This window comes from Flavihumibacter profundi, from assembly GCF_020076305.1.
GTDB classification, from domain to species: Bacteria; Bacteroidota; Bacteroidia; order Chitinophagales; family Chitinophagaceae; genus Flavihumibacter; species Flavihumibacter profundi.
This window is the reverse complement of sequence record NZ_JAIQXE010000001.1, coordinates 1,319,341-1,332,231: the sequence shown is the minus strand read 5'-3', so window position 1 is coordinate 1,332,231 and position 12,891 is coordinate 1,319,341. Positions and strand designations below refer to the sequence as shown.

11 protein-coding genes are annotated in these 12,891 nt (G+C 44.5%); 6 read left to right on the top strand and 5 right to left on the bottom strand.

All coding sequences use genetic code 11. The annotated features are described in order from the left end of the window. The first annotated feature begins 6 nt into the window (after nt 1-6). The 4 genes from LAQ65_RS05725 (at nt 7) to LAQ65_RS05710 (ending at nt 5,077) form a co-directional block, all read left to right on the top strand. A complete protein-coding gene (locus LAQ65_RS05725) occupies nt 7-360 on the top strand; it encodes a YciI family protein (protein ID WP_224115984.1) in 354 nt (117 codons plus the stop codon). Between the two features lie 103 nt (nt 361-463). Beyond that, nucleotides 464-1,648, top strand: coding sequence for an RNA polymerase sigma factor (locus tag LAQ65_RS05720; RefSeq protein ID WP_394369715.1), 1,185 nt, complete (start codon nt 464-466; stop codon nt 1,646-1,648). Nucleotides 1,649-1,699: 51 nt separating this feature from the next. Continuing rightward, entirely contained in the window at nt 1,700-3,955 is a 2,256-nt protein-coding gene (locus LAQ65_RS05715; RefSeq protein WP_224115982.1) for a DUF7133 domain-containing protein, read from the top strand. Nucleotides 3,956-3,973: 18 nt separating this feature from the next. Further along, on the top strand, nt 3,974-5,077 hold the full coding sequence (locus LAQ65_RS05710; protein WP_224115981.1) for a DUF4185 domain-containing protein: 1,104 nt from the start codon (nt 3,974-3,976) through the stop codon (nt 5,075-5,077). 3 nt (nt 5,078-5,080) lie between these two features. Here LAQ65_RS05710 and leuB read toward each other — a convergent pair whose 3' ends face one another. The 4 genes from leuB to leuC are packed head-to-tail and all read right to left on the bottom strand — an operon-like array spanning nt 5,081 to nt 9,765. After that, nucleotides 5,081-6,154 (bottom strand): 3-isopropylmalate dehydrogenase, encoded by a 1,074-nt coding sequence (leuB, locus tag LAQ65_RS05705; protein WP_224115980.1) that lies wholly within the window; start codon nt 6,152-6,154, stop codon nt 5,081-5,083. Nucleotides 6,155-6,174: 20 nt separating this feature from the next. Continuing rightward, a complete protein-coding gene (locus LAQ65_RS05700; RefSeq protein WP_224115979.1) occupies nt 6,175-7,668 on the bottom strand; it encodes an alpha-isopropylmalate synthase regulatory domain-containing protein in 1,494 nt (497 codons plus the stop codon). A 49-nt stretch (nt 7,669-7,717) separates the two neighbouring features. Beyond that, on the bottom strand, nt 7,718-8,314 hold the full coding sequence (gene leuD, locus LAQ65_RS05695; protein ID WP_224115978.1) for a 3-isopropylmalate dehydratase small subunit: 597 nt from the start codon (nt 8,312-8,314) through the stop codon (nt 7,718-7,720). Between the two features lie 47 nt (nt 8,315-8,361). Next, nucleotides 8,362-9,765, bottom strand: a complete 1,404-nt coding sequence (gene leuC, locus LAQ65_RS05690) for a 3-isopropylmalate dehydratase large subunit (protein WP_224115977.1) — start codon at nt 9,763-9,765, stop codon at nt 8,362-8,364. Between the two features lie 185 nt (nt 9,766-9,950). On the opposite strand from leuC, the gene LAQ65_RS05685 reads away from it, so the two are divergent. Continuing rightward, on the top strand, nt 9,951-10,988 hold the full coding sequence (locus tag LAQ65_RS05685) for an SDR family oxidoreductase (RefSeq protein WP_224115976.1): 1,038 nt from the start codon (nt 9,951-9,953) through the stop codon (nt 10,986-10,988). Here LAQ65_RS05685 and LAQ65_RS05680 read toward each other — a convergent pair. Further along, nucleotides 10,985-11,698: a hypothetical protein gene (locus LAQ65_RS05680; protein ID WP_224115975.1), complete on the bottom strand. Its 714-nt coding sequence runs from the start codon at nt 11,696-11,698 to the stop codon at nt 10,985-10,987. The genes LAQ65_RS05685 and LAQ65_RS05680 overlap by 4 nt on opposite strands. Before the next feature lie 102 nt (nt 11,699-11,800). Between LAQ65_RS05680 and LAQ65_RS05675 the strand changes: the two genes are divergently transcribed. After that, entirely contained in the window at nt 11,801-12,889 is a 1,089-nt protein-coding gene (locus LAQ65_RS05675) for a Gfo/Idh/MocA family protein (protein WP_224115974.1), read from the top strand. Nucleotides 12,890-12,891: the final 2 nt, after the last annotated feature.

Genomic DNA, 12,891 nt, shown 5'->3' with positions numbered 1-12,891 from the left:
AAAACTATGACGAACGAATTTTTATTAGTATTCAGGAGGGATTATGTTAGCAAAGAACCACCGTTATCCCCGGAACAAATGCAAGCTATGATGAAACCATGGCAGGATTGGATCGGCAGTATAGCTGCACGGAATAAATTGTCAAATCCGGGAAACCGTCTTGCAGCTGATGGAATGGTCATTAAACCGAATAACGTAATTACTAATGGACCCTATGTTGAAATCAAAGAGGCCATCGGTGGATATATTATCTTGAAGGCAGATTCCATGGAAGAAGCAGCAGAGCTTTCCAGGGGATGTCCCATACTCAATATTGGCGGTAACGTAGAAATCAGGACGATAATCCCAATGGATAATTAAAACAGGGAATGCCCTTGTATATTTACAGGGGCATTTATTTATGCAGGAAAATGAACTCATACCGCATTTATTCAGAACGGAATACAGAAAAATAATTGCTGTATTGACCAAGCTGTTCGGGATGGAATACCTGCACGCTGCCGAAGATATTGTAAGCGATACATTTTTGCAGGCTGCTGAAACCTGGGGACTTAAAGGGATACCGCAAAATCCAACCGCCTGGTTATACAGTGTTTCAAAAAACAAAGCCATAGATTTTCTTCGACACAGCAAATTGTTTAATGCAAAGGTTGCACCTGCACTGAAATATGCCCAAGCAGCTATGCATCCCATTGAAATTGATTTATCTAATGAAAATATCCGGGACACACAGTTGCAGATGATGTTCGCCATTTGCCATCCTGCTATTTCCCCGGTGGCCCAGATAGGCCTTTCCCTGAACCTGCTTTGCGGATTTGGGGTTGAAGAAATTGCTGATGCCTTTTTGACGAACAAAGAAACCATCTACAAAAGGTTAAAAAGAGCAAAGGAAAAATTAAGAGCCGGCAAAGTAAAAATTGAAATGCCTCCGCCTGCTGAAATTGACAGCCGTCTTGATACAGTGCTTACCACTTTATACCTGCTTTTCAGTGAAGGGTATTATTCAACTTCCCAAAATACTACACTACGCAAGGATTTTTGTTTGGAGGCTATGCGCCTGAATCTGATGCTTCTCGAATATCAGCATACCAATACGCCTGCTGCCAATGCCCTGTTATCTTTAATGTGTTTTCATTCCTCCAGGTTCGATGCGAGGATTGACAAGAACGGCGAGATTGTATTGTACGAAGAACAGGATGAAAAGCTGTGGAATAAGGAATTAATTGCTAAAGGTGAGTATTATCTGAACCAGGCCTCAAGGGGAAAACAAGTGACAAAGTATCATTTGGAAGCGGCTATAGCTTATTGGCATACACAAAAAGAAGACTCAGTAAATAAATGGGAGAATATTTTACAACTTTACAACCGGTTATTACAATTGGAATATTCTCCTATTGCCGCATTAAACCGCACTTACGCACTTTCCAAAGCTAATTCAAAACAGGAAGCCATTATTGAAGCAGAGAAATTACAACTTAAACATAGCCACCTTTATTATTCTCTGCTGGCACATTTGTATATGGATAGTAACAAAGCCAAATCCATCGAAAACCTCGAACATGCATTAAGGTTAGCCAAAACCGAACAGGATAGAAGGGTTATTACGCAATCTATTGCAAAGCATTTTCCCGGAACTTCTTTGCACTAAGCGCTTGTAGGGATTTTAATAATATCTTCATCTGAAATTTCTGAGCATATCATGAACCTATTTCTTCGTAATGTCATTCTTGTTGGATTGCTTGCTGTCGTTTTTTCCTGTAAACAACAGCAACAGGAGGCAATTCCACCCGCAAGACCCGAAAAGATCGATCCTAATCCATCTTCAGCCTATTTATCACCAGCGGAAAGCATGAAAACCATGCAACTGCCTGCTGGTTACCACCTTGAACTTGTGGCCAGTGAGCCGGTCATACAAGAACCCGTTGCTATTGTTTGGGATGGTAATGGCCGTTTGTATGTTGCAGAAATGCGAAGCTATATGCAGGACATTAATGGAACAGGAGAGCGCCTTCCCATTTGCCGCATAACAAGGCTGGAAGATACTGATGGTGATGGTACAATGGACAAGCATACTATTTATATTGACAGCCTTGTGTTGCCAAGAATGATGCTGGCTTTAGATGACAGGTTAATTGTTAATGAAACATATACTTACAACATGTATGCCTACCGCGATAAGAACGGGGATGGCATTGCCGATGAAAAAACACAGGTCTATCACAACGATACACCCGATGATGCTAACCTGGAACACCAGAAAAGCGGACTCATCTGGAATATTGATAACTGGATTTATGTGACCAGTAACCCGGTCCGGTATCGGTACAATAATGGCCAACTGAAGGTGGATACTTTATCCAGTCCGCCTGGCGGACAATGGGGGCTTACCCATGATAATTATGGCCGGCTGTTTTTCTCTTCTGCCGGTGGTGAAACGCCTGCCCTTAATTTCCAGGAAAATCCGGTGTACGGGGAACTTGACCTGGATAACCAACTTGCTGGTGATTTTTATGAAGTCTGGCCAATTATTGGCACTCCCGATGTGCAGGGCGGACAGGAGCGTTTGCGGCCAGACAGTACCCTGAATCATTTTACCGCTTCCTGTGGCCAGTCCGTTTATCGCGGAGACCGGTTGCCTTCCTCTTTGCAGGGCGACCTCTTTATTTGTGAACCGGTGGGCAGGTTGATCCGGAGGGCAAAAATGTTTTATGAAAATGGGGAAGCCATATTAAAAAACGCCTATGATAAAAGGGAGTTCCTGGCTTCGTCCGATATGAATTTCAGGCCCGTTAATACAGCAACAGGCCCGGATGGTTGTTTGTATATAGTGGATATGTATCATGGTATCATCCAGGAAAGCGCATGGACGAAACCGGATAGTTATATCCATCCGCAAATTAAACGCAAGCAACTGGACCTGAATATTAACCGGGGCCGGATTTATCGTCTGGTGCATGATGGCTTCAAACCAGGCCCCAAACCGCAATTGCTGGATGCTTCCAATGAAGAGCTGGTAAATTATCTGTCACATCCAAATGGTTGGTGGCGTGATAACGCGCAGAAATTACTGGTGATCCATAATGATCAGTCTGTTGTGCCGGCCCTTAAAAAACTGGCATTGGGACAAAGATCATTAGGCGAGAAACTGGCCTTCTGGAAAAAAGGACCGGAGCCGGTTTCAAGGCTGCATGCACTATGGACCCTTGAAGGGCTTAATGCAATTGAACCGTCAACTCTTTTAGCTGTATTAAAAGATGACGATATGGAAATCAGGAAGGCGGCCATTCGTATTAGTGAATCTTTTCTCCAGAAAAATAATACAGAAGTATTAGCGGCATTGGAAGACCTGAAAAATGACCAGGAACCAGGGGTTCGTATTCAATTGGCCCTGTCACTCAGGTATAGTAAAGATCCAAAGGCAATTGCCTTGTTAAAAGAACTGCGTGCCAGTAACGCTAATAATTTGTTGCTTGTAAAAGCAGCATCAAGGAGCCTGGAAGAAGGTGATGAATCATTAGCTGAGTTAAGGGCTGTTACGATGCGTATGGATGGTGAAGATCGTGACCTGGTCTTCCATGGTGCCAGCAATTTCAAACAATTGTGCGCAACCTGTCACGGTATGGATGGTAAGGGCGTTCCTTCAAAGCTTGCACCGCCATTGGCAGGGTCCGCCAGGGTAAATGGTGATAAAGATATCCTGATCAACATTGTATTGCATGGATTGAAAGGGATGGTTGATAATAAAAAATATCCCGACGTAATGCCTGCCCAGCAGGAACATACCGATGAATATATCGCATCAGTACTTAGTTATGTACGGAATAGTTTTGGCAATAAGGCCCGGGTTGTAAGTGTAGATGATGTAAAGGAAATACGGGAGAAGACAAAGGATAGACAAGCAGCCTGGACACTGGATGAACTTACCGACTGGAAGAAAAATCAAAAAAAGCCATGATAAAATAATCATTTAGTGATGCATAAGCCGAAACATACTTCAGCCTTACTGGTATTGTTTTTTTGTGCATTAAATACAATATGTTACGGCCAGTATTTCGATACCGGTAAATACAGTATAATCCTTGATACATCTGGTACTTCTGACCAGTTTTTCCGGAAAGACCCGGCCTGGCGTGGAGCTGACGGCGCAGCTTCCGTTGACCTTGAAAATGGAAATGTGCTTTGGTTGTTTGGTGATGGATTTATTTGTAAGGATTCAAGCCGGTCAAGGACAGCTTCAACGATGATCAGGAATAGTATCGCTGTTCAAAAGGGCTATAACATAGATTCTTCTCCACTAACATATTTTTGGAGTAACTTAAAAAACAAGCCCCGCGACTTTTTCTATCTACCGGGAAAGGACTGGTTCTGGATCGGCCACGGAAGTATGATCAGGGATAAGCTGATTGTGTTCCTTATGAAAATACATGGAGTGAAAACCGGGCTCGGTTTTGAAGTGGCCGGCTGGAGCGCTGCGCTTGTTGATAATCCGCACGATAGTCCTTCTCACTGGAAGATGAAATATATTGATGGCGTTGAAACATATGGACTGGTGGTTGGTTCTGCTGCTGTACTTAAGGATGATAAATACCTGTATGCCTTCGGGGCCGTTGAACCCGCCACCCATGAAGTGTACCTGCTGCGCTGGCCAATAGAACGGGCTTATGCTGGCAAACTCACAAATCCCGACTGGTATATTGAGGGTCATTGGCTAAAAAGGAATAAAAAAGATCCTGTACCAAAGCCATTATTTATTGGTGGAACAGAATTTTCCATTCATTACGATAAGCAACTGAAGAAATATATCCAGGTGCAGTCTTTCGGATTTGGTGAAGCAAGCCTGGGCCTTCGCATGGCGGATAGTTTAGGCGGCAAATGGACGGAACCCTATTTGTTTTACCAGCCAAAGTATCCGGGAATTAAGCAGCCGTTTATGTATGCGGCAAAAGCCCATCCCGAACAGAAAGGGGATGGGCTTTGCATTACTTATAATGTAAATAGCTTTGACTTTAATGAAGTGCTCAGCAACCAGTCGATCTATTTCCCTAAAACCTTACGGATTAAAATAGTCGAAAAATAAAACCTATAAGAATTTCAATACTGCTTCGCCCATTGCTGCCGTTCCTAACAACATGTTTGCCGGCGTTTGTGCATCAGCGATATCCCGGGTACGGAAACCTGCTTTAAGTACTTTATCTACAGCATTGATCACTGCTTCAGATTCTGCTTTCATGCCAAAGGAGATATCCAGCAATAAAGCAGCTGACAAAATAGAGGCTAAAGGATTTGCAACACCTTTGCCGGTAATATCATGTGCCGATCCGTGGATTGGTTCATAAACACCCGTACCATCGCCAATTGAAGCGCTGGCCAGCATGCCCATTGATCCTGCGATCTGAGAGGCTTCATCAGTCAGGATATCGCCAAATAAATTGGCGGTTACCACCACATCAAACCTGCATGGATCTTTTATCAGCAACATGGCGGTAGCATCAACAAACTGGTGTTCTACTGTAACATCAGGATATTCCTGTGCAAGCTGCTGGATCACTTCCCGCCATAGCCGGGATGTTTCCAATACATTGGCTTTATCTACAGAACATAACTTTTTTCTCCTGGTACGTGCTGCATTAAATGCTTTACGGCCAATTCTTTCCACTTCATAACGGCTGTATTCAGCAACGTCATAGGCAGTGTCACCATTATTCTTGCGGCCTTTTTCACCGAAATAAATATCGCCGGTCAGTTCGCGGAAGAATAAAATATCAGCGCCTTTCAGGATTTCAGGCTTGATACTTGAGGCACCCAGCAATTCATCAAATAATTTGATAGGCCGGAGATTTGCATATAGTCCCAGTTCTTTCCTCATTTTCAGCAAACCCTGTTCAGGCCTTACTTTCGCGGAGGGGTCATTGTCGTATTTCGGATGGCCCACTGCACCAAAAAGCACAGCGTCTGATTTGCGCATTTTTTCTAGCGATTCATCGGGGAGGGGAGTTCCGGTTGCTTCAATGGCCACATGGCCTATCAGCGCCTCATCATAGCTGAAGCTATGGCCGAATTTTTCTGCTATACGGTCTAGTACTTTTTTACCTACTGCGGTAACTTCCTGCCCGATACCATCGCCCGGGACAATCAAAATGTGTTGGGTTGCCATTAAATAATATTGAAGGAATTTTAAATGATGTTCAGCATTTTCTGCGTTGCCTTAAGCGCCGATACAGTCTGGTCACTATCCAGTCCCCTGGTTTTAAACTCTTTTCCGTCCTGCTTCCAGGTAATTATGGTTTCACAAAGGGCATCGCTTTTGCCACCCGGCGGAATACGCACGGCATAATCTGTCAGTAACGGAAGTTCTATCTTCTTTTGTTTGTAAACTTTTTTAAGCGCATTCATAAATGCGTCATACTGTCCGTCGCCCTGCGCCTGCTCCTCAAATATTTCGCCATCTATATGGATCTGCAGGGTCACCGAAGGGTTCAGGTTCTTCGCATGCATGAGCACATAATTTTCAATCCGCACTTTTTCCTCTATGGCATTACTGTCAAGCACATCCGAAATAATATAGGGCAGGTCTGCCTGGGTTACCATTTCCTTCCGGTCGCCCAGTTCTATAATCCTTTGGGTAACTTTCTTAAGGTCTGCATCTGACAATTGAATGCCTAACTGGTGAAGGTTGTTTTCAATATTTGCCTTGCCGCTTGTTTTGCCAAGGGCATATTTGCGTTGCCGGCCAAATCGTTCTGGCATCAGGTCGCTGAAATACAAATTATTCTTCTTATCGCCATCAGCATGGATGCCTGCTGTTTGTGTAAATACATTTTCACCGACAATCGGTTTATTCACGGGTATGCGGAACCCTGAAAAGGTTTCCACCAGTTTACTGACTGTATACAGCGATTTTTCTGAAACCCCTGTTTTTACAGTCGGCATGAAATCGTTCAAAACCGCAATGGCGCTCGCCAGGGGAGCGTTTCCGGCTCTTTCCCCCATTCCATTTATGGTCAGGTGTAAACCATGTGCACCGGCTTTTACGGCTTCCAGTACATTGGCAGTTCCCAGGTCATAATCATTATGCGCATGAAAATCAAAATGGATGCCGGGATAACGGTCAACCGTAGCTGAAATAAATTCAAACACTTCAGATGGGGTCAGCACACCAAGGGTGTCTGGCAGCATAATACGCTTTACAGGCTGGGTACACAGGAAATCGAGGTATTGGAAAACGTAATCGGGAGAATGCCTCATCCCATTGCTCCAGTCTTCCAGGTAAACATTCGCTTCCAGTCCCTTCGATATTGCTAATTCCAAAACTGCTGCAACATCTGCGAAATGCTCTTCCGGTTTTTTCTTTAACTGGTGGGTTAAATGATTTAATGAACCTTTAGTGAGCAGGTTCATCACTTTAGCGCCGGCCTTTTGCATCCATTGTATAGATATATCGCCATCTACAAAAGTGAGCACCTCCACTTTATGCAGCAAACCATTCGCCTTTGCCCATTTGGTGATTTTCTTTACAGCATCAAATTCACCTTCGGATACCCTCGCGGAGGCAATTTCAATGCGGTCTACCTTTACTTCGTTCAGTAATAGTTGGGCAATGGTCAGCTTTTCTGAGGCAGAAAAAGATACTCCGCTGGTTTGTTCACCATCACGGAGAGTGGTATCCATAATTTCGATGAATCGCTTTGAATGTGGCATTGTCGTTGACTGGTTACGGTTAGTACAGACTTTTAGCTGCAAACCTGCTTATTTCTTCTTTCATAGACTGCAGGTAATCGATATCGTCATACCCGTGGGTCATGTTGTCTTTCTTATAATCGTTTATATCAAAGGATTCCTTTTCACCGGTAGCCAATATAGTGATCGTTTGGGCGGGAAGGTTTACTTCCAGCTCAGCCTTGGGGTCAGCTTCAATGGCTGTAAATATCTTGTTCAGGAATTCAGGGCTCACCTGAACCGGCAGAATGCCAATATTCAGTGAATTATTCTTGAAAATGTCTGCAAAAAAGCTGGACACCACGCAGCGGAATCCATAATCATATATTGCCCATGCAGCATGCTCCCGGCTGCTGCCACTGCCAAAATTCCTTCCGGCAACCAGTATTTTGCCTGAATAAATGGGATTATTCAACACGAAATCTTTCTTTGGTGTGTCGTCGTTATTGTATCGCCAGTCGCGGAATAAGTTGTCACCAAACCCTTTGCGCTCAGTTGCTTTCAGGAAGCGCGCAGGAATGATCTGGTCTGTATCCACGTTCTCAATGGGCATCGGAACTGCAGTACTGGTCAACACTGTGAATTTATCGTAAGCCATGGTTTGAATTGTTGGGGTTGTTTTGGAATGAATTTACCTGCTGTTTTTTATGCCATTAATTCCCTGGGATCTGTTACTACCCCGGTTACCGCAGCTGCAGCAGCAACAAGCGGACTGGCCAGCATGGTCCTTGCACCGGGTCCCTGTCTTCCTTCGAAGTTCCGGTTACTGGTACTAACCGCATATTTGCCGGCAGGGATCTTGTCATCATTCATAGCCAGGCAGGCACTGCAACCCGGCTGGCGCAGCTGAAAACCGGCCTCCGTTAATATATCCAGGATGCCTTCATCTTTTATCTGTTTTTCCACGATATGTGAACCGGGTACGATCCAGGCAGTAACATGTTCTGCTTTCTTACGACCTTTAACAATAGATGCAAATGCCCGGAAGTCTTCAATCCGGCCATTGGTACAACTGCCAACAAATACATAATCCACTTTCTTGCCCAGCATGGCATCATCTTCATGGAAGCCCATATAATTGAGTGATTTCTCATAGCTCGCTTTTCCACTGCCTTGCTCAGATAAAGGAATATGCTTCGAAATACCGATACCCATTCCCGGATTGGTGCCAAATGTGATCATTGGTTCAATATCCGCTGCATTATAAGTATACTCTTTATCAAAACTTGCACCGGCATCTGTTTTTAAGGTCTTCCAGTAAGTCAGCGCTTTATCCCAGGCTTCGCCTTTTGGCGCTTTCTCACGGCCGTTGATATATTTAAAAGTGGTCTCATCCGGGGCGATCATTCCGCCGCGTGCTCCCATTTCGATACTCATGTTACAAACAGTCATCCGGCCTTCCATACTCATGTTCTCAAATACCTCGCCGGCAAATTCCACAAAATAACCGGTTGCCCCTGCAGCTGTTAACTGTGAAATTATATACAGTACCACATCTTTTGGGGTTACTCCTTTTTGAAGGGAACCATTTACATTGATGCGCATTTTCTTAGGCTTCGGCTGCATGATACATTGGGAGGACAATACCATCTCCACTTCCGAGGTTCCAATGCCAAATGCAATCGCGCCAAATGCACCGTGGGTAGAGGTGTGCGAATCTCCGCAAACAATGGTCATGCCGGGGAGCGTGATTCCATTCTCCGGGCCAACTACATGTACGATACCATTTTTAGGATTTCCCAATCCCCAATGCGAAATGCCGTATTTGGCAGAATTGGTTTCCAGCGCTTTTAACTGGTTGGCAGAGAGGGGGTCCTTTACCGGCAGGTGCTGGTTGATGGTTGGTGTATTATGGTCGGCAGTTGCAAATGTCTTTTGAGGAAACAACACTGTTAATCCGCGGGTTTCCAATCCAAGGAAAGCAACCGGACTGGTTACCTCATGGATGAAATGCCGGTCGATGAAAAACACATCGGGACCATTTTTTATGCTACGCACCACATGCGCATCCCAAACTTTGTCAAATAATGTACTGGGGGTATTGCTCATTTTATATAAATTATAATGGAAACGCAAATTTCTTACAATTTGACCAATTTTAGCGCTTTTATTTTGACTGTTTATGGCCGTTTTGGCCTGTAACATGATTTTTTTGCCCTAAAAAAACTAACTACCATTTGTTTCTGTCAGGTGCTTATTTATTTAGATTTATACAACACAGCTAAATTTAGCCCATGTTTAATAAAATACTTGTTACTGGCGGAACCGGTTTCATTGGTTCCTGGGTTGTAAAACAATTGCTTGACAAAGGTTATACGGTAAGGATTACAGTAAGGAACAAAACCAGGCAATCGGGTTATGCCCATCTATTGCAACTGGAAGCGGCTTCAACCGGCAAACTGGAAGTTTTTGAAGCTGATCTGTTGCGCGAAGGTTCTTTTGACGAGGCCGCCCGGGGTTGCGATGCCCTCTTTCATTTAGCCTCGCCTTTTACCCTCAGGTTTAAGGACCCTGAAAAGGAACTGGTTGAGCCGGCACTCGCCGGAACAAAAAATGTATTGGGGGCTGCAACCAGGTCTGGCACAATCAGGAAAGTTGTACTGACCTCAAGTGTTGTGGCCATATTTGGCGACAATGGTGATATGCAGGACAAGGGGCTGGCTGCCTTTACGGAAAGGGACTTTAATACCACAAGCTCGGCTTCCCACCAACCTTATTCGTATTCCAAAACATTGGCTGAAAAAGCTGCCTGGGAAATCGAGGCCGGGCAAAACCAATGGGAAATGGTGGTCATAAATCCGGCTTTTGTAATGGGGCCGGCAATTTCACCAACAAGTGATTCAGAAAGCCTCCAGTTCATGAAGAATATCATCTCCGGTAAATACTTCTCCGGCGTCCCTAAATTGAATTTCGGGCTGGTAGATGTAAGGGATGTTGCCAAAGCCCATATACTTGCCCTCGAAAATGAATCCGCCAACGGCAGGTATATCATTTGCGAACGTTCTGCATCTATTATGGAAATTTCCGCCATCGTTAAAAAATACTTCCCTGGCAAATTCAGGCTACCCCTGATGGAATCACCAAAGTTCATGCTATACCTTATTGGCTGGGCCTTTGGATTAACCGGGAAATTCATCAGCCGGAATGTTGGTTTTGCCCTTGCATTCGATAACCGCAGGAGTATCCAGGAACTGGGTATAGTCTATACCCCCATCGAAACCAGTATCCGTGATATGGTCGAACAAATGCAAAACGCCGGTAAAAAAGCCTAGTGGTGTTTCATCATCATCATGGGCTTATGCGTCAGCACAAGGCTGATGAAGAACTGGCTCAATCCGTCTTTAGGAGCATTCCCCAAAGTCTGGTTATCATTTCCTGTCCAGGCCCTTTCCTGGAAACTGCCGCTATATCCGGCTTGCAGTCCAATTCCGCCGGAAGGGTGTTTGGGGGATGTTAAAATAATCCCAATGCCAAGCCTGTAGGTAAAGAATTCGTTTTTGAAACCCAGCGCACTTATATCGTTCTGTACATTGGGTGATTGCAGCACATCATCAAAGGGCACAGAAGAATTGTCTTTGTAGAAACGAGCCTGGTACCATTGATACCCTAACCCCGCAAAAGGATAAAGCATTGACTGCTTATTCTTTATTACGCTGTACCCGATATCACCGCCAAGGCCAATATAACGCATATTACTGCTCTTTGTACCTCGGCTGCCGTTTAGGCCGGTACCGCCACTTAAATTAAATCCGGATACTATGCGCTTTCTTTCTTTTAGCCAGCCCAATTGTAAAGTACCTGTCTGGTCCTTTAATTGTTTGTATTGTTCATAGTTGGCAATACGACTATTGAGTCCGTCAAAATTTTGGAAACTTACCCCAATACCAAGTACAGATTGAGGCATGAACTCTTCAAATTTGTGGTGCTGCGCCTTTAAACCTGCTGATGCCAGCACCAGCGCGAAAAGGAATATCTTTTTCATAGCTGAATTATTTGTTTGAATTACAATCGGGAAAACAGATTAGTTGCCATTTGCCAAAAAATGGTCATTTAAAAGCCATTTTTACAGATATTTAAGCAAAAAATGCAGCAAACAAAGATTGCTATCCTGGGTGCAGGTTTTATTGCAGATATCCATATCGAAAGCTATCATCGTTTTATCCCGGAAGCGGAAGTCGTGGCCATTTACGCCCGTGACCCGGCTAAAGCTGCTGCCTTTGCCCAAAAGCACCATATTCCCAATTGGTACGACAACCTTGATCGGTTAATTGCCGAATCGGGTTGCGAAGTGGTTGATATCTGCCTGCCAAATTTCCTTCATGCGCCAGTTACCCTTAAAGCGGCTGCCGCCGGTAAGCACATTATTATTGAAAAGCCGCTGGCACTTACCCTCGAGGAAGCCGATTCCATGATCGCTGCCTGTAAATCGGCAGGTGTTAAACTGATGTACGCCGAAGAGCTTTGTTTCGCCCCTAAATATGAAAGGGTAAGGCATATGGTTAATGAAGGCGCTATCGGGAATATTTATATGCTGAAACAGGGGGAGAAGCATAATGGTCCGCATTCCGACTGGTTCTACAATAAGGAATTCTCCGGTGGCGGCGTACTGATGGATATGGGTTGCCATGCCATCGCCTGGTTCAGGTGGATGCTGAATAACGCCAAAGCGGTTAGTGTTTATGCGACCATGGCTACAGTGTACCATAAGGGAAAGACCGTTTGTGAGGATAATTCTGTGGTGATTATTGAATTCGAAAACGGGGTTACTGCTGTTGCGGAAAACAGCTGGGCCAAACATGGCGGGATGGACGACCGTTGCGAGGTGTATGGCACAGAAGGAGTGGTCTATGCCGACCTGTTTATGGGCAATGCGGCTGTTTCCTACAGTAAGAACGGTTATGGGTATGCGATGGAAAAAGCGGATACAACAATTGGATGGAGCTTTACTATTTATGAAGAAGTCTTTAACCAGGGATACCCCCATGAACTGAAACATTTTATTGAATGCGTGCAAAAAGATAAAACGCCTCTCGTTACCGGTGAAGACGGCCGCGCTGTACTGGAAATAATATATGCAGCCTATGCGTCTGCTGCACAGGGGAAAAAGATTATGTTACCCTTTCATCCGAAAGTTGACAGGCCGATCGACTTATGGCTTGGAAATGCTAAATAAAG

Coding starts and splice junctions, on each gene's coding strand:
- LAQ65_RS05675 (WP_224115974.1), top strand. CDS start 11,801: ATGCAGCAAACAAAGATTGCTATCCTGGGTGCAGGTTTTATTGCAGAT.
- LAQ65_RS05680 (WP_224115975.1), bottom strand. CDS start 11,698: ATGAAAAAGATATTCCTTTTCGCGCTGGTGCTGGCATCAGCAGGTTTA.
- LAQ65_RS05725 (WP_224115984.1), top strand. CDS start 7: ATGACGAACGAATTTTTATTAGTATTCAGGAGGGATTATGTTAGCAAA.
- leuB (WP_224115980.1), bottom strand. CDS start 6,154: ATGGCAACCCAACACATTTTGATTGTCCCGGGCGATGGTATCGGGCAG.
- LAQ65_RS05715 (WP_224115982.1), top strand. CDS start 1,700: ATGAACCTATTTCTTCGTAATGTCATTCTTGTTGGATTGCTTGCTGTC.
- leuC (WP_224115977.1), bottom strand. CDS start 9,765: ATGAGCAATACCCCCAGTACATTATTTGACAAAGTTTGGGATGCGCAT.
- LAQ65_RS05685 (WP_224115976.1), top strand. CDS start 9,951: ATGTTTAATAAAATACTTGTTACTGGCGGAACCGGTTTCATTGGTTCC.
- LAQ65_RS05700 (WP_224115979.1), bottom strand. CDS start 7,668: ATGGATACCACTCTCCGTGATGGTGAACAAACCAGCGGAGTATCTTTT.
- LAQ65_RS05710 (WP_224115981.1), top strand. CDS start 3,974: ATGCATAAGCCGAAACATACTTCAGCCTTACTGGTATTGTTTTTTTGT.
- leuD (WP_224115978.1), bottom strand. CDS start 8,314: ATGGCTTACGATAAATTCACAGTGTTGACCAGTACTGCAGTTCCGATG.